General features: G+C 63.1%; 23 protein-coding genes and 2 tRNA genes. 8 read left to right on the top strand and 17 right to left on the bottom strand.

The window, feature by feature from the left end; translation table 11 throughout:
* The 3 genes from tuf to AB5Y53_RS12590 form a co-directional block, all read right to left on the bottom strand.
* On the bottom strand, positions 1–1,094 hold a 1,094-nt coding region (gene tuf, locus AB5Y53_RS12600; RefSeq protein WP_005306258.1), incomplete at its 3' end, for an elongation factor Tu.
* Positions 1,095–1,266: 172 nt separating this feature from the next.
* A tRNA-Gly gene (locus AB5Y53_RS12595) sits at positions 1,267–1,341 on the bottom strand.
* Positions 1,342–1,379: 38 nt separating this feature from the next.
* Positions 1,380–1,464, bottom strand: a tRNA-Tyr gene (locus tag AB5Y53_RS12590).
* Positions 1,465–1,727: 263 nt separating this feature from the next.
* On the opposite strand from AB5Y53_RS12590, the gene coaA reads away from it, so the two are divergent.
* Entirely contained in the window at positions 1,728–2,666 is a 939-nt protein-coding gene (gene coaA / locus AB5Y53_RS12585; protein WP_029314861.1) for a type I pantothenate kinase, read from the top strand.
* 76 nt (positions 2,667–2,742) lie between these two features.
* On the opposite strand, the gene birA is transcribed toward coaA, so the two are convergent.
* Complete coding sequence (gene birA / locus AB5Y53_RS12580) at positions 2,743–3,708, bottom strand: bifunctional biotin--[acetyl-CoA-carboxylase] ligase/biotin operon repressor BirA (protein WP_042864793.1); 966 nt, start codon at positions 3,706–3,708, stop codon at positions 2,743–2,745.
* A complete protein-coding gene (gene murB, locus AB5Y53_RS12575) occupies positions 3,705–4,742 on the bottom strand; it encodes a UDP-N-acetylmuramate dehydrogenase (RefSeq protein ID WP_219596422.1) in 1,038 nt (345 codons plus the stop codon). Before murB ends, birA begins: the two co-directional genes overlap by 4 nt.
* Before the next feature lie 125 nt (positions 4,743–4,867).
* On the opposite strand from murB, the gene AB5Y53_RS12570 reads away from it, so the two are divergent.
* Entirely contained in the window at positions 4,868–5,521 is a 654-nt protein-coding gene (locus AB5Y53_RS12570; protein ID WP_010675965.1) for a TrkA family potassium uptake protein, read from the top strand.
* A complete protein-coding gene (locus tag AB5Y53_RS12565) occupies positions 5,518–6,873 on the top strand; it encodes a TrkH family potassium uptake protein (RefSeq protein WP_368182195.1) in 1,356 nt (451 codons plus the stop codon). Before AB5Y53_RS12570 ends, AB5Y53_RS12565 begins: the two co-directional genes overlap by 4 nt.
* 73 nt (positions 6,874–6,946) lie before the next feature.
* Here the strand turns inward: AB5Y53_RS12565 and AB5Y53_RS12560 are convergent, their stop codons facing one another.
* Complete coding sequence (locus tag AB5Y53_RS12560) at positions 6,947–8,956, bottom strand: DNA topoisomerase III (protein WP_368182193.1); 2,010 nt, start codon at positions 8,954–8,956, stop codon at positions 6,947–6,949.
* 297 nt (positions 8,957–9,253) lie between these two features.
* On the opposite strand from AB5Y53_RS12560, the gene AB5Y53_RS12555 reads away from it, so the two are divergent.
* Both AB5Y53_RS12555 and torA read left to right on the top strand, forming a co-directional pair.
* A complete protein-coding gene (locus tag AB5Y53_RS12555; RefSeq protein ID WP_368182192.1) occupies positions 9,254–10,384 on the top strand; it encodes a NapC/NirT family cytochrome c in 1,131 nt (376 codons plus the stop codon).
* Between the two features lie 22 nt (positions 10,385–10,406).
* Entirely contained in the window at positions 10,407–12,887 is a 2,481-nt protein-coding gene (gene torA, locus AB5Y53_RS12550) for a trimethylamine-N-oxide reductase TorA (RefSeq protein WP_368182191.1), read from the top strand.
* Between the two features lie 148 nt (positions 12,888–13,035).
* On the opposite strand, the gene AB5Y53_RS12545 is transcribed toward torA, so the two are convergent.
* The 4 genes from AB5Y53_RS12545 to AB5Y53_RS12530 form a co-directional block, all read right to left on the bottom strand.
* Entirely contained in the window at positions 13,036–13,497 is a 462-nt protein-coding gene (locus AB5Y53_RS12545) for a hypothetical protein (protein WP_010675970.1), read from the bottom strand.
* 102 nt (positions 13,498–13,599) lie between these two features.
* Positions 13,600–14,946 (bottom strand): sensor histidine kinase, encoded by a 1,347-nt coding sequence (locus tag AB5Y53_RS12540; RefSeq protein ID WP_010675971.1) that lies wholly within the window; start codon positions 14,944–14,946, stop codon positions 13,600–13,602.
* Positions 14,947–14,977: 31 nt separating this feature from the next.
* Positions 14,978–15,634, bottom strand: coding sequence for a response regulator transcription factor (locus AB5Y53_RS12535; RefSeq protein WP_005332666.1), 657 nt, complete (start codon positions 15,632–15,634; stop codon positions 14,978–14,980).
* A gap of 87 nt (positions 15,635–15,721) precedes the next feature.
* The gene (locus tag AB5Y53_RS12530; protein WP_010675972.1) at positions 15,722–16,054 is read right to left on the bottom strand and encodes a PepSY domain-containing protein; all 333 of its coding nucleotides are present in this window, start codon (positions 16,052–16,054) and stop codon (positions 15,722–15,724) included.
* 63 nt (positions 16,055–16,117) lie between these two features.
* On the opposite strand from AB5Y53_RS12530, the gene AB5Y53_RS12525 reads away from it, so the two are divergent.
* The gene (locus tag AB5Y53_RS12525; protein ID WP_202040550.1) at positions 16,118–16,366 is read left to right on the top strand and encodes a PepSY domain-containing protein; all 249 of its coding nucleotides are present in this window, start codon (positions 16,118–16,120) and stop codon (positions 16,364–16,366) included.
* A 10-nt stretch (positions 16,367–16,376) separates the two neighbouring features.
* Here AB5Y53_RS12525 and msrQ read toward each other — a convergent pair whose 3' ends face one another.
* Positions 16,377–17,030, bottom strand: a complete 654-nt coding sequence (gene msrQ / locus AB5Y53_RS12520) for a protein-methionine-sulfoxide reductase heme-binding subunit MsrQ (protein ID WP_368182190.1) — start codon at positions 17,028–17,030, stop codon at positions 16,377–16,379.
* A 91-nt stretch (positions 17,031–17,121) separates the two neighbouring features.
* Positions 17,122–18,132: a protein-methionine-sulfoxide reductase catalytic subunit MsrP gene (gene msrP / locus AB5Y53_RS12515; protein ID WP_201969997.1), complete on the bottom strand. Its 1,011-nt coding sequence runs from the start codon at positions 18,130–18,132 to the stop codon at positions 17,122–17,124.
* A 371-nt stretch (positions 18,133–18,503) separates the two neighbouring features.
* Here msrP and AB5Y53_RS12510 point away from each other — a divergent pair, with 371 nt between their 5' ends.
* Positions 18,504–18,977 (top strand): DUF1097 domain-containing protein, encoded by a 474-nt coding sequence (locus tag AB5Y53_RS12510; protein ID WP_042014355.1) that lies wholly within the window; start codon positions 18,504–18,506, stop codon positions 18,975–18,977.
* A gap of 59 nt (positions 18,978–19,036) precedes the next feature.
* On the opposite strand, the gene AB5Y53_RS12505 is transcribed toward AB5Y53_RS12510, so the two are convergent.
* The 4 genes from AB5Y53_RS12505 to AB5Y53_RS12490 all read right to left on the bottom strand — a co-directional run bounded on the left by AB5Y53_RS12505 (position 19,037) and on the right by AB5Y53_RS12490 (position 22,582).
* Positions 19,037–20,317, bottom strand: coding sequence for a sigma 54-interacting transcriptional regulator (locus AB5Y53_RS12505; RefSeq protein ID WP_010675978.1), 1,281 nt, complete (start codon positions 20,315–20,317; stop codon positions 19,037–19,039).
* 54 nt (positions 20,318–20,371) lie between these two features.
* Positions 20,372–20,881: a hypothetical protein gene (locus tag AB5Y53_RS12500; RefSeq protein WP_039039694.1), complete on the bottom strand. Its 510-nt coding sequence runs from the start codon at positions 20,879–20,881 to the stop codon at positions 20,372–20,374.
* A gap of 105 nt (positions 20,882–20,986) precedes the next feature.
* On the bottom strand, positions 20,987–22,399 hold the full coding sequence (locus AB5Y53_RS12495) for an ATP-binding protein (RefSeq protein WP_039039616.1): 1,413 nt from the start codon (positions 22,397–22,399) through the stop codon (positions 20,987–20,989).
* 102 nt (positions 22,400–22,501) lie between these two features.
* Entirely contained in the window at positions 22,502–22,582 is an 81-nt protein-coding gene (locus tag AB5Y53_RS12490; RefSeq protein WP_223302605.1) for a YnhF family membrane protein, read from the bottom strand.
* 137 nt (positions 22,583–22,719) lie between these two features.
* On the opposite strand from AB5Y53_RS12490, the gene folK reads away from it, so the two are divergent.
* A complete protein-coding gene (gene folK, locus AB5Y53_RS12485; protein ID WP_368182188.1) occupies positions 22,720–23,265 on the top strand; it encodes a 2-amino-4-hydroxy-6-hydroxymethyldihydropteridine diphosphokinase in 546 nt (181 codons plus the stop codon).
* 58 nt (positions 23,266–23,323) lie between these two features.
* Here the strand turns inward: folK and AB5Y53_RS12480 are convergent, their stop codons facing one another.
* Positions 23,324–24,028 (bottom strand): SDR family oxidoreductase, encoded by a 705-nt coding sequence (locus AB5Y53_RS12480; RefSeq protein WP_139736496.1) that lies wholly within the window; start codon positions 24,026–24,028, stop codon positions 23,324–23,326.
* Positions 24,029–24,132 lie beyond the last annotated feature (104 nt).

The following is a 24,132-nucleotide window of genomic DNA, read 5'->3' as shown; positions in this document are numbered from 1 at the left end:
GCAATCAGGGTAACAACCATCTTGATGTTGTCGCCCGGCATGACCATCTCTACGCCTTCCGGCAGTTCGATGGTACCGGTCACGTCGGTTGTACGGAAGTAGAACTGCGGACGGTAGCCCTTGAAGAACGGGGTGTGACGACCACCTTCTTCTTTGGACAGCACGTACACTTCGGATTCGAACTTGGTGTGCGGCTTGATGGTGCCCGGCTTGGCCAGTACCTGACCACGCTCTACGTCTTCACGCTTCACGCCACGCAGCAGTGCGCCAACGTTCTCACCTGCACGACCTTCGTCCAGCAGTTTGCGGAACATTTCAACGCCGGTACAGGTGGTCTTGGTGGTATCTTTGATACCAACGATTTCCACTTCTTCACCAACCTTGACGATACCGCGCTCTACACGACCGGTAACTACGGTACCACGGCCTGCGATGGAGAAGACGTCTTCGATAGGCATCAGGAACGGCTGGTCGATGGCACGCTCCGGCTCCGGAATGTAGGTGTCCAGGTGGCCAGCCAGTTCCAGGATCTTCTCTTCCCACTGAGCTTCGCCTTCCAGCGCTTTCAGTGCGGAACCACGGACTACCGGCAGGTCATCACCCGGGAAGTCGTACTCGGACAGCAGTTCGCGAACTTCCATCTCGACCAGTTCCAGCAGCTCTTCGTCATCTACCATGTCGCACTTGTTCATGAACACGATGATGTACGGAACGCCTACCTGACGACCCAGCAGGATGTGCTCACGAGTCTGCGGCATCGGGCCGTCAGTCGCTGCTACTACCAGGATTGCGCCGTCCATCTGGGCAGCACCGGTGATCATGTTTTTAACGTAGTCGGCGTGACCCGGGCAATCTACGTGAGCGTAGTGGCGGGTAGCAGTGTCGTATTCTACGTGGGAGGTGTTGATGGTGATACCACGCTCACGCTCTTCCGGCGCCTTGTCGATCTGGTCGAAGGCGAAAGCTTTACCACCGAAGTGCTTGGCCAGCACGTTGGTGATAGCGGCGGTCAGGGTGGTTTTACCGTGGTCAACGTGGCCGATGGTACCCACGTTAACGTGCGGTTTATTACGCTCAAATTTTTCTTTAGACATGATCGTCCCTCTAAACTAACGCTGAGTACGCGGTGGCAAGCTAACCACAGAACAGTTTATATGATGGATTTGAATCAAGGGGAGTAGAGAGGTTGGTGCTGACAGGCTGGTTCGATTGCCGAACTCACCCTAAGGTGTGGCTCTCAGAATTACCTGAGCCATATCAGCATCTTGGAGCGGGCAGCGGGAATCGAACCCGCATCATCAGCTTGGAAGGCTGAGGTAATAGCCATTATACGATGCCCGCATTTCTCTAACCCAAAGAACTCAAACCGCAGAGAAATATGGTGGAGGGAGAAGGATTCGAACCTTCGAAGGCAGAGCCGTCAGATTTACAGTCTGATCCCTTTGGCCGCTCGGGAACCCCTCCAGTTGCATAAATGCCACAACGGTAATTCTGCTTGCACCCGTTGTTTTTGTCGCTTTTGCTCGGCAAATAGACGACAGACATCCAAGCGTCGCGCATTTTATGGTAAGGATTTTGGGGATGCAACCATTGCACCTTGCAAAATGTGCATTTATGCCGGGATCCAGGCAAAAAAACGCTCCTTCTCCGTCCCGACCGGACGCGTCCCTTGTCGCTCCCGATCCCTTGGTGTATGGTCGCCCTGCCCAAGAAACAGTGATGACACCATGACGACAGAGCATAACCCCTATTTGCAATTCACCCGCGAACAATGGGCGTTATTGCGCGATGCGGTCCCCCTGACCCTGACCGAGCACGATCTGCAGACCCTGCGCGGGATCAACGAGAAGGTGTCATTGCGGGAAGTGGAAGAAATCTACCTGCCCCTCTCCCGTCTCCTCAATCTCTACGTCAAGGCCAAGCAGCGCCGCAGCCGAGTGCTGGAGCAGTTTCTCGGTCAGTCCCGCGGCAAGGGCACCTATATCATCAGCATCGCCGGCAGCGTGGCGGGGGGCAAGAGCACTACGGCCCGTATCCTTCAGGCACTGCTGGAGCGCTGGCCGGAGCACCCCAGGGTGGAGCTGGTCACCACCGACGGCTTCCTGTTTCCCAACAAGGAGCTGGAAGCCCGTGGCCTGATGCGTCGCAAGGGGTTCCCCGAGTCTTATGACATCCGCCATCTGGTGGAGTTTGTCGCCAATATCCGCGCCGGCCACGAGAAGGTCGAGGCCCCCGTCTACTCCCACCTCATCTATGACATCCTGCCCGACGAGAAGAAGGTGGTGGAACAGCCGGACATCCTGATCCTGGAGGGGCTCAATGTGCTGCAAAGCGGCATGGACTATCCCCAGGACCCCCATCGCGTGTTCGTGTCCGACTTCGTCGACTTCTCCATCTATGTGGATGCTGACGCCGAGCTGCTGCGCACCTGGTACATCGATCGTTTTCTCAAATTCCGCAGCGGCGCCTTCTCGGATCCCGACTCCTATTTCCACCACTACGCCAAGCTGGCCGAGAGCGAGGCGACCGAGATCGCCAACAACATCTGGCAGGATATCAACTACCTGAACCTGCAAGAGAACATCTTGCCGACCCGGGAGCGGGCCAACCTCATCCTCACCAAGGGCAACGAGCACGCCATCGAGCAGATCAAGCTGCGCAAGTGACCACTGTCGCAGTGCATACATGAAAGAGGGGGCCCGCAGGCCCCCTCTTTCATTCAGTCCTCATGAGCGTACGAGGTCAGTCACCCCGCCGCAGGGAGAGTTCCCCTCCCAGATAGAGCTTGAGCCCCTCTTCCGTCTCCAGACGCAGGGCTCCGCGTTCGTCGATCCCCCGGGCAATCCCGCGGATCACCTGCTCTCCCATCAGCAGCTTCACCGGCTGGCCGGCGAAGTGGTCAAGCCGGTTCCAGCTCTCGACGAAACTCGCCAGTCCCGTCTGTTCGAAGGTCTGCATGGCCTGCTGCAGGTGCAGCAGCACGCAGGCGGCCAGCTCGTTGCGATCCACCAGCTCGGGCTGGATATGGCGCAGCTCGGACCAGGCCTGATCGATCTTCTCCCCCTCCCGACTCGGCATCGCCAGATTGAGGCCGACCCCGATCACCAGATGGCAGCTGGCACCCGCACTGCCGCTCATCTCCACCAGGATGCCCGCCAGCTTGCGGCCCTGGTAATAGAGGTCGTTCGGCCACTTGAGCTCCACCCCAGGATAACCAAGGGACTCCAGCGCCTCGACCACCGCCACGCCGACCGCGAGACTCAGTCCCATGGCGGCCGCCATGCCCTGCTCAAGCCGCCAGTACATGCTCAGGATCAGCTGGCAACCGAAGGGAGAAACCCAGGGTTTGCCACGACGTCCCCGCCCGGCGGTCTGGCACTCGGCCAGACAGCTTTCCCCGGAGCTCAGGGTGTTGACCCGCTCCAGCAGGTACTGGTTGGTGGAGTCGATGACTGGGAAGCAGTGCACCGGTGCCATCGGTGCCTCTGCCTGAAGCCGCCCCTCGTCATAGAGGGCCATGGGCACCGCCAGCCGATAGCCCTTGCCGGTCAAGCTGAAGAGATCCAGCCCCAGATCCTTGAGCGCGGCCATGTGCTTGCTCACCGCCGCCCGGCTGATGCCAAGGCGCTCGCCCAGCTGCTCACCGGAATGGAACTGGCCATCGCTCAGCAGGGTGATCAGGGTCTGTCTGACGGGGGTCAGGGTCATGCCAGTACCTCGTCGAGCCAGGTTTCACCACTGCGCCCCATGAAGCGCACCTCGTGTTCCAGCACCACACCGAACTGGTGCTCTACGCTGTCGCGGACATGGGCCGCCAGCGCGATGAGCTCCATGGCGCTTGCGCCCCCCAGATTGACCAGCACCAGCGCCTGCTCCTGATGGACGGCGGCACGACCGATGGCAAACCCCTTGAGACCGCACTGATCGATGAGCCAGCCAGCCGCCAGCTTGGCCTGCCCTTCTGCTGCGGGGTAGCAGGGCATCTGCGGGTATTGCTGTTTCAGGGTCTCCGCCAGGGCGGCGGGCACCACAGGGTTTTTGAAGAAACTGCCCGCGTTGCCCAGCACCGCCGGATCCGGCAGCTTGGCCATGCGGGTGGCACAGACGGTGTCGAAGATGGCCTGTGGCGAAGAGGCATCCCCCAGCGCCGCCAGCGGGCCATAACCGGCGACCGGGCGCCATGCCTTGGGCAGGCGCAGACCGACGGCGGTGATGAAGTGGGAGTCCTGATAGTCGTGCTTGAAGATGCTGTCACGGTAACCGAACCGGCAATCGGCCGCCGCGATGCGCTCAACCTCGCCACTCTGCCAGTTGAACGCCTCCACGTAGGCACAGACGCTGGCCAGCTCGACCCCGTAGGCACCGATGTTCTGTACCGGGGCCGCCCCGACCGTCCCGGGAATGAGTGCCAGATTCTCCAGCCCGTGCCAGCCCTGTTGCAGGGCGTGACATACCAGCTCGTGCCAGTTTTCACCTGCCGCCACGTGTAGCAGCCAGTGCTCGGACTCCTCGTGCAGCGTGATCCCTTTCAGGCCGTTGTGGACCACCAGACCGGCAAAGTCATCGCAGAACAGGATGTTGCTTCCTCCTCCCAGCACCAGGCGCGGCAAGGTGGCCAACTCCGGGTTGGTCCGCAGTTGCGCGAGATCATCCGGCCGGGTCACATCGGCCAGCCAGAGGCAGTGTGCGTCCAGGCCCATAGTATTGAGGGTCGACAGGGAGGCGTGGGGGGTGAGTTTCATCTGTGTGTTCCGACAAGGACAAGGGCGCAGTTTACCCCAGATCCCCCGGGACAAAAAACCCGGACACTTTTCGGACTCAGGGCTCTGGAGTAGAGTAACCCCTTCATCCCGCTGAGGAAGCATGCATGAACAATCAATTCGCCGTCATCGGCCTGGGCCTGTTTGGCAGCGCCTTGTGCGAAGAGTTGCAGCGCCAGAATGCCGAGGTACTGGCCATCGACATCGACGAGAGCAAGACCCGACAGATAGCCACCCTCTGCAACCACGTCATCGTGGCCGATGCCACCGACGAGGCCACGGTCGCCGAACTGGGCCTGGCGAATTTCGACATCGTCTTTGTCGCCATCGGCGACAACCTGGAGACCAGCATCCTGACCACGCTGGTGCTGAAAGAGGCGGGCGTGAAGAAGGTCTGGGTCAAGGCCCGCGACAAGTTCCACGCCAAGATCCTGCAGAAGGTGGGCGCGGACAAGGTGATCAACCCGGAGTGGGACATGGGCCGCCGGGTGGCCCAGAGCATGCTGGACAACCGGCTGTTCGACTACCTGGAGCTGGGTCACGACATGGTGCTGACCGAGTTCGTGATCGGCTTGCAGCAAAACACCCGCACCCTGGCCGACTTGCGCCTGCTGCAGCAAAGCGATTTCCAGCTGTTGGCCATCAAGCGGGGTGAGGTGCTGCACAACGTCCTGACCGGCAAGATGGAGCTGCAACTCGGTGACATCCTGATCCTGGCCGGCAACAAGCACGCCATCGATCACTGGCTCGACACCCTATGATCAACTGGCGCAACAACTACGCCTTCACCCTGCATCGGGAAGACAACTCCCGCTGGAGCGAGGCCAAGCTCATCCTGGGCAGTTTCCTCATCATCCTGCTGGTTGGCACCCTGTTTCTGGTCCAGCCCTCCAGCCACAAGGGTGAGGTCACCGTCATCAACGCCCTGTTCACCGCCACCTCCGCCATCAGCGTGACCGGCCTCGGGGTGGTAGATACCGGCACCGCCTTCACCCTGCAGGGGCAGATCATCCTGTTGATATTGATGGAGATTGGTGGTCTCGGCCAGATGACCATGACACTGCTGCTCATCGCCATGTTCAGCAAGCGGGTCGGGCTGCGCCAGCAGGTGCTGGCCAAGGAGGCGCTGGGCCAGGAGGGATCCGTCAACATCGTCCAGCTGGTGAAGCGCATCGTCCTGTTCGCCCTGATTGCCCAGCTGATCGGCACCGCCATCATGGCCATTCGCTGGGTGCCCGACATGGGCTGGGGCCACGGCCTCTACGTCAGCTTCTTCCACGCGGTGTCAGCTTTCAACAACGCCGGCTTCTCGCTGTTTGCCAACAACCTCATGGACTACCGGGATGACCCCATCATCAGCCTGACCATACCGGCCCTGCTGATCCTGGGGGGGGTAGGCTTCACCGTCATCGTCGACCTGGTGCGCAACCGCCGCTGGCGCAAGCTGAAACTGCACAGCAAGCTGATGCTGCTGATGACCCCTGCCCTGCTGCTGCTGGGGACCCTGATGTTCTGGCTGCTGGAGCACAACAACCCGGGCACCCTGGGCAACGCCTCCTTCGGGAGCCAGTGGCTGGCAGCCTTCTTCCAGTCGGCCACCGCGCGCACGGCGGGCTTCAACACGGTGGATATCGGCCAGATGGTGCCGGCCTCCTTGCTGTTCATGATGATGCTCATGTTCATCGGTGCCGGGGCAACCTCGACCGGGGGCGGTATCAAGGTCACCACCTTTGCCGTCGTCCTGCTGGCGACCCGGGCGTTTCTGACCAAGCGCCCCCATGTCACCGCCTTCGGCCGCACCCTGTCACCCCAGATAGTGACCCGCTCCCTGGCCATCATCATCGTCAGTACCATGGTGCTGATGCTGGCGATGTTCCTGCTGATGCTCACGGAGTCGCAATCATTCGACAAGATCATGTTCGAGACCATCTCGGCCTTTGCCACCGTGGGACTGTCCACCGGCATCACCGCTTCTCTGAGCGAACCGGGCAAACTGATCCTGGTGCTGGTGATGATCTGCGGCCGTCTGGGACCCCTCACCCTGGCGATCATGCTGGCCCGCCCGGTGGAGACCCGCATCCGTTATCCGGAAGAAAGCGTCTACACGGGGTAAGCCGCTCCATCCATGCAAAGAGGGGCCACTGGCCCCTCTTCTTATTTTTATGTGATCACGGCGCTCGCCAGCCTCAGGCAGCCTTGCCCCTGGTCGTCCCCTTGCCAGTGCTCTTTCCAGGGCTCTTCCCCGCACGAGCACTCTTGCCCGTGCTCGTGCGGGGGCGTGCGGCGGTGGACGCAGTCCGCTTGCGGCGAACAAAGCGGTGCTTGCTGTCACCGGGCGCCGCCTTGGGCAGCGCGCTGAAGCTGGCGCCGGAATCCTGCCGGGCCCCCTCGATCAGACCGTACAGCTGCTCGGTGAGCGGCCCCATAAACTGCTGGTAGCTGCCGTGACGCTCGGCGATCTGGCCGAGGCTCTGCTCCCACAGCGCCGTCATATCCGGCGTGGTGGCGGTGGCTGGCAACGCCTGCACCAGCGCCCGCCCGGTCGAGGTCGCCTTGATGCTCTTGCCTTGACGCACCAGAAAACGGCGCTTGAACAGCAGGTCGATGATACCGGCCCGGGTCGCCTCGGTGCCAAGGCCATCGGTGTCGCGCAGGGTCTTGCGAATTTCGGGATCCTGCACATAACGGGCGATGCCGGTCATAGCCGCCAGCAGGGTGGCATCGGTGAATGACTTGGGCGGCTGGGTCATCTTCTCCAGCAGCTCCCCCCGCTCGCACAGCAGTTCCTCCCCCTCTTTCAGGGCAGGCAGGGTTCCCGCCTCCTCCTCGTCATCCTCTTCCACTCCGAGCAACGCCTTCCAGCCCGCCTTGAGGATGCGGCGCGCCTTGGCCTGGAACAGCCCTCCGGCGATGCGCAGCAACACCTTGCTGTCGTTGTATTCGAACGGGGGATAGAACTGCAGCAGGTACTGGCGGGCAATCAGGCCGTACAGCTTCGCCTCGTCGGCCCCCAGCGTGGCGGGGTTGCCCTGCTTCTCGGTGGGGATGATGGCGTGGTGGGCATCCACCTTGCTGTCGTTCCACGCCTTGCTGCGGATCTTGCCGTCCGCCTCGCTCACAGCCTTGGCCAACGCTGGAGCAGTGGCGGCGATGGCGCCGCGCACCTGCTCGGCCCGCTTGAAATGGTCGGTCGGCAGATAACGGCTGTCAGAGCGTGGATAGGTGATGAGCTTGTGGCGCTCGTAGAGGCTCTGGCAGATGTCGAGCACCCGCTTGGCATCCATGCCGAAGCGTTTGGCGGCATCGATCTGCAGGCTGGAGAGGTTATAGGGCAGCGGCGCCGCCTGCTTGCGGGCCTGCTCCTCCACCGATTCGACCTGTGCCGGTTGGCCGTTGATCCGGCTCACCACCTTGTCGGCCAGCGCCCGGTTGAGCACCCGCCCCTCCTCGTCCTGCCACGGCAGGCAAGCTTCGGACGGCAGCCACTTGGCAGTGAAGCGCTCGTTGCTATCGGTCAGCAGATGGGCCAGCACCTCGAAGAAGGGTTTGGGGACGAAGGCTTCTATCTCGAGATCCCGCCGCACCACCAGACCGAGCAGCGGAGTTTGCACCCGACCGACCGAGAGCAGCTCGCTGCAACCGGCCTTGCGCCCGAGCAGGGTGTAGGCGCGGGTCATGTTGATGCCGTAGAGCCAGTCAGCCCGACTGCGAGCCAGCGCCGAGACCGCCAGCGGCACGAACTCCTTGTTGTCTCTGAGCTTGTCGAGGGCGCGGCGCACCGCGGGCGGGTTGAGATCGCTGATGAGGCAGCGCTGCACCGGCTTGGTTTTCGGGTAGCCGAGAAAGTCGATCACCTCGTCCACCAGCAGTTGGCCTTCCCGGTCCGGGTCACCGGCGTTGACCACACAGTCGGCCTGCTTGATCAGCCCCTTGATGACGGTGAGCTGGGTTTTGGTCTTGGGCTTGGCCACCAGCTGCCACTGGGCGGGGACGATGGGGAGGGATTCCATGCGCCACTGCTTGTAGGCGGCGTCATAGGCATCGGGCTCGGCCTGCTCCAGCAGGTGGCCGATACACCAGGTGACCACATCCCCCTGGGCGGTCTCGATAAAACCGTTGCCCTTCTTGTGGGGCTTGGGCAGAGCATCGGCAATGGCGCGGCCAAGGCTGGGCTTCTCGGCGATAAAGAGTCGCATGATGGATACACCTGAATACTGTATATGTGAACAGTATACAATCCTCCCACCGCAAACCCCAAGCCCCGGGGTGGTACGCGGCCTCCCCGCCCCGGCTTGGGCATCGCCCCATCACAAGACATCCCGCTCCCGTTGAAGGGTAAAAATGCGATTAAAATTCAAAAAAGCATGCCCAAACAAAAAACAAAACCAAAAATCTCTTACATGTCGAAATAAAAATCATGACCGAGGTCAACCCTTTGAATCCTGGGACTACTACTATATTGGTAATACCCGAATTCGAAGGACACCGTCACCATGCTTGGAAAACTGTTGAGAAAGACCTGGTTCTGGCTTCTGCTGCTCGGGGCCCTGCTGGGGGTCGCTGCACTGGGCGTCACCGTCACCGTGCTGCACAAGACCAGCTCCACCGAGTTCTGCGTCTCCTGCCACTCCATGCAGACCCCCCTCGCCGAATATCAGGGCAGTGTCCACTTCCAGAACGTGAAGGGGATCCGCGCCGAGTGCGCCGACTGCCACATCCCCAGTGAACCCGCCGCCTATCTCTGGACCAAGATCCGCGCCGTGAAAGACATCTATCACGAGGCGATCGGCACCCTCGACACCCCGGAGAAATACGAGGCCCACAAGCTGCGCATGGCCCAGACCGTGTGGGATCAGCTCAAGGCCAATGACTCCGCCACCTGTCGCAGTTGCCACAGCTACGCCGCCATGGACATCCTGGCCCAACGCCCCAATGCCCGCGCCGAGCACCCGGTCGCCATCAAGGAGGGTCAGACCTGCATCGACTGTCACCGCGGCGTTGCCCACATCATGCCGGACATGAGCGGCCTGGCCGCCGCCGGTGCCAGCGAACTGGCCGCCGCCGCGGCCCAGACCCCGGTAACCGTCACCACCCGCTATGCCATCGCCACCACCCCGCTCTATCTGGATGCTGGCGCCAAGACTGACGAAGGCACCCTGATGCCCTCCACCCAGGTGGAAGTGCTGGCCAACGACAACGGCCGCGCCCAGGTGCGCATCGACGGCTGGCAGCAGGACGGTGTGAGCGAGGTGTTCTACGCCGCCCCCGGCAAACGGATCCTGAGCGTGCTGGTCGGCGAAGCCGCCAGAAAAGCCCTCGTGACCGGCAAGAGCGAAACCGACAGCGCCACCAACCTCACCTGGCATCAGGTCAGCCTGACCGCCTGGGTTGACCAGAGCCAGCTCATCGGCGACCAGGGCAAGCTGTGGCAATACGCCTCCACCCTGATGTCCAACAACTGCACCGGCTGTCACGGCCTCACCGCGCTGGATCACTTCAACGCCAACCAGTGGATCGGCGTCATCAAGGGGATGGAGTCCCGTACCTCCCTCACCCCGGAGCAGGCGCGCATGCTCACCCAATACGTGCAGAAACACGCCAGCGACATGAGCGCGGCCCATTAAGGCAGGAACAGAGGACTCTCCCATGACCTTTTTCAATGACCAACAGACCAACCTCTCCCGCCGTACTCTGCTCAAGGGGCTGGGGGCCTGTGCCGCCCTGCCCCTGCTGGCCGGTCTCTTCCCGAAAAGCGCCCTGGCCAAGGCCGTCAGCACGGCCCTTGAGCAGTTCCCCACCCTGGTGCCCGCCCAGAAGGGCATCCTGACCGGCGCCCACTGGGGGGCCTTCGAGGCCATCGTCTCCGAGGGCCGCATGGTGCGGGTCCAGCCGGTGGCCGATGACCCGGCACCGAATGACCTCATCGACATGGCGCCGTTCCAGGTCCACGCCAAGAACCGCATCAAGTACCCCATGGTGCGCAAGAGCTGGCTGGAGCACGGCCCGGGTGCCAGACCGGAGCTGCGCGGTGCCGACGAGTGGGTGCGAGTGAGCTGGGAGAAGGCCATCGAACTGGTGGCCGGCGAGATCCAGCGCGTCCAGTCTGATTTCGGCCCCCAGGCGATCCACGCCGGTTCCTACGGCTGGAAGAGTGTCGGCATGTTCCACAACAGCCGCACCCTGCTGCACCGCCTGATGAACCTCTCGGGCGGCTTCACCGGTTATGCCGGTGACTACTCAACCGGCGCGGCTCAGGTGATCATGTCCCACGTGATGGGCTCCATCGAGGTGTACGAGCAGCAGACCGCCTGGCCCAACGTGGTGGAGCACGCCGAACTGGTGGTGCTCTGGGGGGTCAACGCCCAGGTCACCCTGAAGAACAGCTGGAACATGCCGGATCACGAAGGTCAAGCGGGCTTCAAGGCGCTAAAAGAGAAAGGCACCCGGGTCATCAGCATCGACCCCGTCTACAACGAGACCGCCAAGCTGGTCGGCGCCGAGTGGATTGCCCCGAACGCCTACACCGACGTGGCCATGATGCTGGGGGTGGCCCACACCCTCTACAGCGAGAAGAAGCACGATCAGGCCTTCCTCGATCGCTACACTGTCGGCTTCGACACCTTCCTCGCCTATCTGCTCGGCAAGGAGGACGGTCAGCCGAAGAGCGCCGAGTGGGCGAGCAGCGTCTGCGGCGTCGATGCCAAGGTGATCCGCCAGCTGGCCCTCGACATGGCCGCCAAGCGCACCATGATCATGGCGGGCTGGGGCATGCAGCGTCAGCACCACGGTGAACAGCCCAACTGGATGCTGGTCACTCTGGCCGCCATGCTGGGCCAGATCGGCCTACCGGGGGGCGGCTACGGCTTCAGTTACCACTACTCCTCCGGTGGCAGCCCCACCGCCAAGGGCGGCATTCTGGCGGGGATCTCCGCCGGCAACGCGCCGAAGAACAGCCCGGCACCGATCCCGGTGGCCCGCATCGCCGACTGCCTCGCCAATCCGGGCAAGACCATCGACTTCAACGGCCGCAAGGTGATCTATCCGGACATCAAGCTGGTCTACGTGGCGGGGGGCAACCCCTTCCACCACCATCAGGACACCAACAACCTGCTGCAGGCCTGGCGCAAACCCCAGACCGTGATCGTTCACGAGCCTTACTGGACCGCTACCGCCAAGCACGCCGATATCGTGCTGCCGGTCACCACCAGCTACGAGCGCAACGATCTGGAGATGGGGGGCGACTACTCCCAGCGCTACGTCTTCCCGATGCACCAGTGCGTGCCGCCCCAGTTTGAAGCCCGCAACGACTTCGACATCTTCAGCGCCATCGCCGCCAAGCTGGGTGTGCAGGAGCAGTACACCGAAGGGAAGGACGAGATGCTGTGGCTCAAGCAGATGTACGACGGCATGGCGGCGCAGGCCCGTGGTGCCCGGGTAGCGCTGCCGCCGTTCAACATGTTCTGGGAGGCCAACAACTACATCCGCTTCCCGATCCCGGAGGCCAACCGCCAGTGGATCCGTCACGCCGATTTTCGCGAGAACCCGCTGCTCAACCCGCTCGGTACCCCGTCCGGCAAGATCGAGATCTTCTCCAACACTGTGGCGGGGATGGGTTATGCCGACTGCGCCGGTCATCCCAAGTGGTATGAGCCCAAGGAGTGGGTGAAGAGCGAGACGGCAGCGCGCTATCCGCTGTCGCTCAACACCTCCCACCCGACCCAGCGGCTGCACTCCCAGCTCGACAACACCCCGCTGCGGGACAAGTTCGCCATCGCCGACCGCGAAGCGATCCTGATCCATCCGGACGACGCCAAGGCGCGCGGCATCCAGGATGGCGATCTGGTGCGGGCCTTCAACGAGCGCGGCCAGATCCTGGTGGGGGCCCTGATCTCCGCCGATATCCGGCCCGGGGTAGTGCGGGTGTGTGAAGGGGCCTGGTACGATCCGGCCAAGCCGGGGGAAGCGGGCAGCATCTGCAAGAACGGCAACGTCAACTGCCTCACCTTCGACGAGGGCTCGTCCAGTCTGGCCCAGGGCAACTGCGGCCACATGGCCCAATTGCAGATAGAGAAGTATATCGGGCCAGTGCTCGCCAACACGGCGCACGAGGTACCGGCCAACGGCTGAGTAGAGGACTGAGCAACAAAAACGGCGCCATCAAGGCGCCGTTTTCTTATCGCAGTTTGTGGTGTGGCTCTGAATCAGAAGTCACCCTCAACCATATACTCTTCCGCATACTCCACCCGCCTTGCTGCCAGAGTGGGGACAAGGTGGCTCAGAAGTCTCCTTCCACCATGTACTCTTCGGCACACTCCACCAGTTGGGGCCAGAGATCTTCCGGCACCCAGGCCTCGGGGTCATCCTCGTCACCGTCATACTGGCTCCAGAAGAAGGCTCGCAGCCCGCTTGCGAAGTCGTCGCTCAACTCCGCCAGTTCGGAGAGGGGCCCCAGCCAGGCAATGCGGCGCAGGCCGGAGGCGAGATCGTTGATGGCATCCATCAGGGTGCGATCATCCAGGCTCTGCTCCACCAGCAGGGTGAAGCGCTCGCGGGCACTCTCGGTCTGATCCTCGTCCAGCTCGCCCACGTCGGCCAGCAGGTCGACAAAATCCTCCAGCAGGAACTGGATCAGGGCATCCCTGTCCTCGAACCACTGGATCTGGGCCCCCTTGGTGCCCAGCACCGAGGCATCGAACGAATCATCGAGATGGCACAAAGCCCAAGGATCGTCAGTCATTGCTACCCTTCCTACACCTGAAACAAGAGACGTATCTTATGCCGGGTGCCGCACCCTTGCCAGCACGGCGGCACAAAAGGGGCCCCCCGACGGGGCCCCCCGTCACTCGACCCTGGCCACCTTGGGCAGGGAGAGGGAAGCGGCGAGCCCCCCCAGCTCGGCCCGCCCCATGATGAGGCTGCCACGGTAAGCCTCCGCTAGGTCTGACACTATGTTGAGACCGAGCCCGGAACCCGGCACCTTCTCGTCGAGGCGCACCCCCCGCAGCACCGCCTTGGCGATCTGATCTTCACTCATGCCGGGACCGTCGTCCTCGATGCGCAGGGTGATCCAGCCCCCCAGCTCGGCGCTGGAGATGCGCAGCTCGCTGGCGGACCACTTGAAGGCGTTCTCCAGCAGGTTGCCCACCATCTCGTCGAAGTCCTGCTCCTCCACCCCGACCGCCAGATTGACCGGCACCTGCAAGTCCACCGTCTTGCCGGGATAGAGGCGGGAGAAGGCGCGGCAGATATACTCCACCCGGGCCCGCACCGGGGTCGAGACCCCAAGGATCTTGGCGGCGCCGGTCACCCGCGCCTTGCCGAGGTGATAGTCGATGTGGCGCTGGATCTGGTCGAGCTGCTCGCCGAGGGCGGCCTGATCCTCCGGCGGCAGCTGGGTCACCTGGTTGCGCATGATGCTGAGCGGCGTCTTGAGGGCGTGAGCCAGGTTGCCGGTGTGGGAGCGGGCCCGTTGCAGCAGCTCGCCATAGTGGTGCAGCAGGCGGTTGATGTCCTCCACCAGCGGCTGGATCTCCAGGGGGTAGCGCAGCCGGAACCCCTCCTGATGACCCTGATGGACGCGGCTCAGCTCGCGACGCAGCAGGTGCAGCGGGCGCAGGCCGTAGAGGATCTGGAACATAAAGCCGAGCACCAGGCCGGTGGCGGCGAAGCCGAGGCCGAGGAACAGGCTGATGCGCGTCTTCTTCAGGGTCTGGGTCAGGGCGCTGCTGTCCTTGGCCATCACCAGGGTGAAGACCCGATCAGACCCCGGCAGCAGCACGGTACGGGTCATGATGAGCAGGGGCTCCTTGTTGGGCCCCTTGCCGACAAAGAGATCCGGATCGCCGAAGGCCGACTTCAGGCCGTGGGCACTCAAATGGGCATCCCACAGGGAGCGGGAGCGACTGACCACCGTCTCCCCCAGCTCCAGTTGCCAGTAGTAGCCGGAGTATGGCTGGCGATAACGGGGGTCGGCCATGGGCTCGGTGACCACCGGCATGCCGTCCGGCTGGATCTCGAGGCGGGAGAGCAGATCGTAGAGCTGCAGGCGCAGGCCATCGGCCTCCGCCTCCTGCCAGTAGTTGCGCATCATGGTCTGCAGGCTGAAGCCGGTGGCGAACAGGAAGAGACCGCACCAGACCATGGCGATCACCACCAGCCGACCTCGCAGGGTGCGTACCAGCCTCATTCAACCCACCCCGCCATCGGTTGCGAGGGTGTCATTCGTTGATCCGGTAGCCGAGGCCGCGCACCGTCTCGATGAGATCGGCGTGGGTCTTCTTGCGGATGCGGCCGATGAACACCTCCACGGTGTTGGAGTCGCGATCGAAATCCTGGGCATAGATGTGGTCGATCAACTCACTGCGGGACACCACCTTGCCCCTGTGCTGCATCAGGTAGCCCAGCACCCGGAACTCGTGGGCGGTGAGCTTGATGGGGGTCCCTTCGTACCACACCTGGGAGGCCGCCATGTCGAGACGCACGCCACCGATCTCGAGGATGGAGCTGGCGTTCCCCGCCGCCCGGCGCACCAGGGCCTGCACCCTCGCCACCAGCTCCGCCACCTGGAAGGGCTTGGTGAGGTAGTCGTCCGCCCCGGCGTTGAGCCCTTCAATCTTCTCGTGCAACTGGCCACGGGCGGTCAGCACCAGCACCGGGGTGTCCATCCCCTTGCTGCGCCACTCCTTCAGTACGCTCAGGCCGTCGCGACCGGGCAGGCCGAGATCCAGGATGATGGCGTCATAGGGTTCGGTCTCTCCGAGAAAGCCCGCCTCGTTGCCATCGTGGCAGAGATCGGTGACGAAACCGGACAGACGCAGCTGTTCCGCCAGCTGGCCCGCGAGGATCTTTTCATCTTCAACTATCAGAATGCGCATACATGGGTATCCAAAACAGGGTTGTGCCGGCATCGGCAACGGTTGGGGGGACGAACCGGACGGCGGCAGGTTCGCGGACTCACGCCGTTACTCCTCTTCCGGGGGCGGGCGCGGAGCGAACAGGCGCTCCAGATGGTGACCCTTGAGCCACACCATCTCCAGATTGTCAGCCCGGTAGCCCACCTTGATGACGCTGTTCTCCTCGTCGATGAGCCTGAGCTCGTAGAGCCAGACGCCATCCTCCTCACCCAGATCGACGCGCAGCACGCGCACCGGCAGGCGGGAGGCCACCTCCATCAACTCATGAAAAGGGCGGACCCGCCCCTCGCTGACCGCCTGTTGCAACAAGGCCTCGTTCGGCTGGGCCGCCTGAACCAGCATCGGCAGCAGCAATCCAAGCAGGGGCAGCGCGCTATTCATGGGTGATTCATCTCTCAAAACCTAACATAATGCCGTTTATAGTGTGCCAGCCATGAATCCGGAATGAATATGATCCCACGCAGTATCCTGCTGATCTTGTGCCTCTTTTCCACCTTTGGCTGGGCGGCGCAGACACGTCTCGACATGGCCGGACTGGTCAAGTTGTTGCTGGCACAAGGGTATCACGACATTCGGGAAGTGGAGCTGGAAGGGGACAAATTCGAGGTCGATACCCTGGATGCCGACGATCAGCGCGTCCAGTTGCAGGTCGATGCCAACACCGGCGAGATCACCAAAAAAGAGGCCGAATAGGCCTCTTTTGCTATGGGCGTGACGGCTGTTGCGCCGCCTCCCTCCCGGCCACTTGCGCTCGCCTGCGCCAGGGGCGCAGCAGCTTTTCCCGGCGGGGCCACAGCAGGGCGCAGGCCAGCACCAGATAGATGAGGGGCTCCTGCCAGCCGCTCTTGACCGACCACCAGTAGTGTATCGGCACCAGCAGAGCCACCCCGTAGATCCAGTTGTGCAGCTTCTGCCAGGCCGGCCCCATGCGACGCAACAGGGCCGGGATCGAGGTGATGCCGAGCGCCAGCAACAGCAGCAGCGCCACCATGCCCACCACTATGTAGCTGCGCTTGACCAGCTCGCCGCCAATCAGCCCCCAGTCAAACTGCAGATCCAGCCCCAGCCAGACCATGAAGTGCAGGGACGCCCAAGCGGCGCACCAGAGCCCGAGGGGGCGGCGCAACTTGATGAGCTGCCCCTGGCGCCAGCGCTTGGCGAGCGGCGACACCAGCAGGGTCAGCAACAGCAGGTGAAGGGCCCCCTTGCCAAGGTAATGGGTCAACCCCTGGACCGGATCCCCCCCCAGCAGCCCGGCTGGCACGGCATAGCCCAGCCAGAGCAGAAAGCCGAGCGAACCAAGGTGCACCAGCGCCCGCAAGCCGTTGACATGGGCTGTTTTCAGTCTCGGCGTCATATTGCAGTTCCCGTCATGTTTTTCCCGCTTCTCATCCCCTCTCCCACCAGGGGAAAAGGGGGCAAGAGATCAGTCGGACAGCGCGTCAGTCTCAATACCATTTACGCAGATCCATCCCCTGATAGAGGGACGCCACCTCGTCGCCGTAGCCATTGAACATCAGGGTCGGCTGGCGCTTGGCCCCGAAGATGCCCCCCTCGCCGATGAAACGCTCGCTCGCCTGGCTCCAGCGCGGGTGATCCACGTTCGGGTTGACGTTGGCGTAGAAGCCATATTCGTTGGGGGCCAGCAGGTTCCAGGTGGTGGGGGGCATCTCCTCCACCAGGCGGATGGAGACGATGCTCTTGATGCTCTTGAAGCCGTATTTCCAGGGCACCACCAGCCGGATGGGTGCCCCGTTCTGGGCGGGCAGGGTCTTGCCATAGAGCCCCATGGCAAGGAAGGAGAGGGGGTGCATGGCCTCGTCGAGGCGCAAGCCCTCCACATAGGGATAATCGATGCCGCCCCCCAGGGCACGGGAGGCCTGCCCCGGCAACTGTTCCGGATCATAGAGCGTCTCGAAGGCCACGAACTTGGCACGACTGGTGGGCTCGGCACGGCGGATCAGATCCGCCAGCGCAATGCCGCTCCAGGGCAATACCATGGACCAGGCCTCCACGCAGCGCAGCCGATAGATGCGCTCCTCCAGCGTGCTCTTGTTGATGAGATCCCACACATCCAGGGTGAAGGGTTTGGCTACCTCCCCTTCCACCTTCAGGGTCCAGGGCTCGGGCTTGAGGTAATGGCCGTTGCGGGCCGGGTCCCCCTTGTCGGTCCCCAGCTCGTAGAAATTGTTGTGGGTGGTGGCCTTCTCCTCCGGGGTGAGGATCAATCCCTCTGGCCGGGTCGCGGCACGGATGTCGAGGGGTCTGGTGGGGGCCACGGTGGCCGGCTTGTCCGGTGCGAAGAGATCCAGCAGGCTGGCCTTCACCGGAAACGCCAGGGTGGCGGCACCGACGCCCAGGCCCAGCCCTTTCAGGATGCGGCGACGATCCTGATAGACGGTTTCCGGCGTGACATCCTGTTCGGTGGGGTGGTGAGAAGTACGGCGCTTGATCAACATGAAAAAACTCCCGGGACGATGAGGTTGACAACCATAAGACCCGCCCCGGCCGAGTTTTATTTCACACAGAATTACATGAGTTGGTAAAGGGGCAGTGCCTTGGCCATGGTACCGGCCAGGAAGAGCACTACGAACACCAGCAGAGGAACGATCACGTTTGGCACCATCAGACTCACTCCATGAGCAGGACAGGGCCTCTAACTATGGAACAAGGTCTGCGGCGCCTCCAATGAATTTTTTTCGCGAGCGCAAGCGTATTCCAGAGTTGCAAAGAGTGATCGGGATCACACACAATCCGGCCCCCGCTTGCTGCCGCTCTACCGCGGAGTAGGCTGCCTCCTTTTCCGGATTCAACCACTGAGAGTCACGCCATGAGCCCACTGTTCGCCATCGCCATCACGACCGGGATCCTCTCCGCCGTCTGGGGTGGACTGGCCGCCGCACTCGGTCTCATCTCCTGGGTCGGCTTCCTCGGCTGCACCAGCTACTTCGCCTCGAGTGGCGGTTACAAGGCGCTGTTGCAGACCCTGCTGTGCAACACCACCGGCATGCTGTGGGCACTCCTGCTGATCCACGGGGAGACCTGGTGGGGGGCCGGCATGGCGGGTTATCTGATGACAGGGGTGGTGGCCACCCTGATGTGCGTGCAGGCCAGGCAGCAGTGGCTCGCCTACATTCCCGGCACCTTCGCCGGTTGCTGTGCCACCTTCGGCGCCGCAGGCGAGTGGCGGCTCATTCTGCCCTCCCTCATCATCGGCGCCCTGTTTGGCTATCTGATGAAGGCGAGCGGCCTCTGGCTCTCCCAGAAGACCCTCTCCACCGGCGGTGTCAGCGACCCGGCCTGAGGCCGATTCTGTCGGAAACCAGAGGGGCGGCCCGTCATCGACGGCCGCCCCTCTGTCATTTATCCCTTCGACTTGAAGTTGGCCGCCTCGATGCCGTGCCGATTCAGCAGCTTGTAGAAGTCGGTGCGGTTTCTCCCCGCCATGTTGGCCGCCAGGGTCACATTGCCTTCCGTGGTGCGCAGCAGCCGGATCAGGTACTCCTTTTCAAACTCGGCCCGCGCCTCGTTGAACGAGGGAATGCCGCCACCGCCGCCACTCAGGGCCGACTCCACCATGGCCGCGCCGATCACCGGGCTGCAGCAGAGGCTCGCGAGCTGCTCCACCACCCCGCAGAGCTGGCGCACGTTGCCCGGCCAGGCCGCGGCGGCCAGCAGGGCCAGCGCCTCCGGCGAGAAGCCGAGGGCGGCGCAATCGGGGTGACGGTTGCGGTAATCGTCCAGCGCCTGACGGGCCAGCAGGGGGATGTCCTCGCTGCGGGCGCTCAGCGGCGGCAGGGTGATGTTGGCCACGTTGAGGCGGTAGAAGAGATCCTCGCGAAAACGCCCCTCTTCCATGGCGGTCACCAGATCCTGATGGCTGGAGCTGATGACCCGCACCTCGGGGGTACCCTGACCATACTCCGCCAGCACCTGGAGCAACTTGGCCTGGAGTGACTCCGACAGATCCCCTATCTCGTCGAGGAAGAGGGTGCCGCCTTTGGCCTCGGCAAACAGGCCGGACTGGCCATCCTCGCCGAACAGCTGCAAGTCCAGCGCGGGCCAGGGCAGAGCCGCACAGTTGATGGTATGCAGCGGCTTGTCGCGGCGGTGGCTGGCCTGGTGCAGCGCCTGGGTCATCACCCCCTTGCCGGCGCCGGAGGGGCCCAGGATCAGCACGGGCACGTCCATGGTGGCGATGCTGCTCGCCTGGATCAGCAACTGCTCCATCTGCGGGTTGCGGGTCTGGATGAGGGACTGCCACTCCTGCTGCTGCTTCGGACGGGTCAGGCTGAGAGCATGTTCTATGGTGACCAGCAGCTCGTCCTTGTCGATGGGCTTGGTGAGGAAGCTGAACACCCCGGAGCGGGTCGCCTGGATGGCGTCGGGAATGGTGCCGTGGGCGGTCATGATGATCACCGGCATGCCGAGCCACTGGGACTGGATCCGCTCGAACAGCGCCAGCCCGTCCATGCCCCCCATGCGCAGATCGCTCAGCACCAGGTCGGCCCGTTGCTGGCGCAGCCTGTCCAGCGCTCCTTCGGCGCTGTCGGCGGTATCCACCTCGTAACCCTGGCTGCGCAGGCGCATGCTCATCAGCTTGAGCAGGCTGGCATCATCGTCCACCAGCAGAATACGGCTCATGCTCTCACCCCCTCTTGGCGAAAAACGCGGTCATTGCGGCGCGGTCCGGAGCTGTCATGGCTGACCTCCCCCATTGAGCTTACGCTGGTTGAGCTGCTCGTCGATGGCGGAGAGCTGCTCTATCTGCTGGCGCAGACGCTTCACCTCCTGACTCTGATCGTCGCGGCGGCTGTCTCGCACCAGCAGCTCCTCCCCGAGGGCGATCCAGCTGCGCAGGAAGGCCTGGGCATCGAGACCGAGCTCCGGCAACAGAGCCTTCAGCTGATCCAGCCCGGCCCGGCGGCTGGCCACCGATTCGGACGGGTGGGTGTTGACCATGGCCAGGCTGACCCGGCTCTCGAGGTCGGTGGCGCCGGCCAGTCGCTGGCGCTCCTGCATCCGCTGCTGGGGATGGCTGGCCAGCAGCCAGTCCGAGTATTGCAGGCGCACCTGCATCTCCTTGTTGGCAAACTCCATCCGCCTGGCGATCGCCTCCTGGGAAGGCTCGGTGAGGCTGGTAGAAGGCAGCAGGGAACAGCCAGCGAGCAGGCCTATCATCAATACGGGAATCACAAATCGTTTCATCTTGAATGTCACTTCAGATCCTGGTGGGGAACAGGCACCTGCCCGCTCCTCTCAATATTCGGTGTCAAGGCGCCACCCGCACCTGCGGGGTCGCCGCCACGCCCGTCAGCTCGGGCGCACGTTCAAATCCAGCCGGAAACAGACATCCGCCTGGGCATCCTCGATCAGCCTGAGCTCGCCGCCCAGACTCATGGCAGACTCACGGGCAATGGAGAGGCCCATGCCGGAGCCTTTCAGCAATCCCTGGCGCACTATGCTGCCCTGTTCAAAGGGCTCGAAGATGCGCTCCCGCTCGTCTGGCGGGATGACAGGCCCTTCGTTGGCCACCTCCAGCCAGCCGCCGCCCGCTCCCGCCCCGGCGCGGATCCAGATCTGTCCGCCCCTGGCGCCATAGCTGACCGCGTTGGAAAAGAGATTGTCGAGGATGAGTCGCAGGCGGTAGGGCTCTGCCCGCAGGCTGATGGGCTCGGGCGGCAAGTGTACACTGATTTGCTTGGATTCCAGCGCGAGCCGGTACTCTTCGGACAAGTCTGACAACAAGGGCGCCAGGGGCACCTCGGACAGGGTGAACACCTCCTGCTGGCTGAGGCGATTGAAGTCGAGCAGCCGCTCGATCAGGGTCTGCAGACGGCGGCTGTTCTCCTCCAGCATCTGGCAGATCTCCTGCTGATCCCCGTTGAGGGGCCCCACCAGCTGCTCCGAGAGCAGATCAGCCCCCTCCCGCAGCACGGCAAGGGGGGTTTTCAGCTCGTGGGATACGTGGCGCAGGAACTGGTATTTCTGCTGTTCCAGCTCCTTGAGCTTGTCGTGCAGCCAGCTGATCCGCTCCCCCAGCAGCACCAGTTCGGCCGGGCCATCCACCGGGCGCTGATCCGGCTCGACGCCAGCGCCCAGACTCAGGATCCGCGACTCAATCTGACGTACCGGGTGGATGATGAGGTAGGTAAAGAGCAACACCAGCAGCAGGCTGAGCCCGGCCACGAAGCCGCTGACCCACCAGATCTGCTGTTTCAGCTCCACGATAGCGCCCCGCATGCGGGTCACGTGATCATCCACCTGGCTGCGGGTGACCACCTCCAGTTGCTGGTTCAGTTCGTTGAAATCGGTGAAACGGGGGCTGGTCGCCTCCTGCCTGGCCTTGCGCAGATCCTGCAGGCCGTCGAGCCAGACCAGCGCCGCCTCGAGATCTCCGTAGACCTCGGCATCCGGAATGGAGTCCTGATGGGTCGCGAGCAGTTCCCGGTAGCGCACCAGCTGCTGCCGATAACTGGCCAGGATGCGGTCATCACCCAGGACCGCATAGCGGCGCAGGGTGCGCTCGAGATCGATGGCCTGGGTGGAGAGCAGCGTCGCCCGGCGAGTGTCCCGCACCGCACGTTCCATCTCGTCGCTGGTGAGCTGGCCCAGGTGGGAGAGAGCCTGACTGTCGTGCCAGATCATGCCCCCCAGGGGCATCAGCACCAGCACGAAGCCCATCAGTACTACCTGGAGCAGGGAGCGGGGCCGAACCTTGGTCATCTTCTGCGGTCTCGATTCGTCATGGGGGAGCCAGCATATCCGCACTGCCCCAAAAAGCAAAACCGGCCATAAAGCCGGTTTGATTGCTCACCGAGGCCGGATTCACGCCAGGCCGACGGACGCCACACAGATGACAATGATCATGGCAAGGGCCCCTGACGCGGCCAACAGTGCCCATTTCATTTCTACGCTCATGCAAACCTCCTTTCTGCCAATCAGCGTTGGATCACAACAGATAACGACATGTTAATTCATAGTGAATCCCATAACCGTGAGCTGCGTATATATTTCAGACGAGCCCAACCCAAGGAATGGAAAGCATGTTTTACCTCTGTAGCATTGGATCCAATCTCGACCCCGCCCTGCACGTCAGTCAGGCCGTCGCCGAATTGCTGGCCCGCTTTGGTCGCCTTCACCTGAGTTCCGTCATCCAGACCAAGCCCGTGGGCATGCATTCGCGCCACGACTTCCTCAACTGCCTGTTCGTCGTCCAGAGCGACCTCTCCCCCGTCCAGCTCAAGGCCGAGTTTGTCACCATGGAGCTGGCTCATGGCCGGGATCGCAGCAACCCCCTGTGCAAGGTGGCGGACAGGCCACTGGACATCGACATACTGGTCTGCGGCGAACGGGATGACTTCGCCGAGGCCGGGGTGGATGCCTACCTGGGGGATCTGCTGGCGGAGATGTACCAGGGCGGCAGTGTGGACTCCGGCAAGGTGAGCCTTGGCCTGCCGGGCAGCAAGGTGTTTGCGAAGCAGCGCATCGGCCAGGCCCCCATCCATCTCTGCCAGCAAGACGAGGCCCTGCTTCCCGGCAACGGCCACCCCGGCCCCCCTTCCCGGCACGCCGCCATCCGGCACCCTTGAGCCGTTCACACACATGAGGCGCCCAAAGGCGCCTCATGCCATGGCGGTCCGCCTTGCCCTAGATGACGGCGAGGGCGCGCCCCCCGTCCACCCGGATGCTGGCCCCGGTCATGTAGTCGTTCTTCATCAGCATCTGTACCGCCTGCCAGATGGGCTCCAGACCCCCTTCCCGCGCCAGCGGCGTCTTCGCCAGCACCTGCTGGCGCCAGTCATCCCCGTGCTCGTCGAGAAACAGGATGGGGCCCGGCTCTATGGTGTTGACCCGCACGGCGGGTGCCAGTTCGCGGGCAAAGCTCATGGCCAGGGAATGGGCTCCCGCCTTGGTGGCCACATAGGCGGCAAACTGGGGCGCCGGGGCATGGATGTAGATATCGGTGATGTGGATGATGCCCCCGTTGGGCTGGCGGGCAAGGGCGGGGGCCAGCGCCCGGTTGAGCTGGAAGGGAGCCGCCATGTGTACCCGGTAGAACTGATCAAACTGGGCCAGCTGCACCGCAGGATCCGCCGCCTGGGGCTCGAAGGCGGAGGCATTGTGGATGATCAGGGCAAGATCCTCATGGGCCGCCAGCGCCGTCACCACCCTGCCTACCTCCTCTTCCCGGGTGAAGTCCGCCTGTACCAGCTCGACGCCCACGTCTCGCAGACGATCCAGCTCGGGCCGTTCGCTGCGATAGCTGCCCGTCACCTGCCAGCCAGCGGCCACCAGCTGCTCGCACAGATAGAATCCCAGGCGACGGCCACAGCCCGTTACCAATGCACGCATACCCTCTCCTTGTGGTTGTCGCCCTCCCCGATCCATGCAGGATCGCACGGAGGGCCCATTCATCGGCCATGACCTATCGATGTCCGAGGCAAAACCCATTGGCC

It is taken from the genome of Aeromonas sp. R7-5 (assembly GCF_040908015.1).
GTDB lineage: Bacteria > Pseudomonadota > Gammaproteobacteria > Enterobacterales > Aeromonadaceae > Aeromonas > Aeromonas caviae.
Note: the sequence above shows the minus strand (reverse complement) of the source record. Positions and strands in the feature narration are given on the sequence as shown.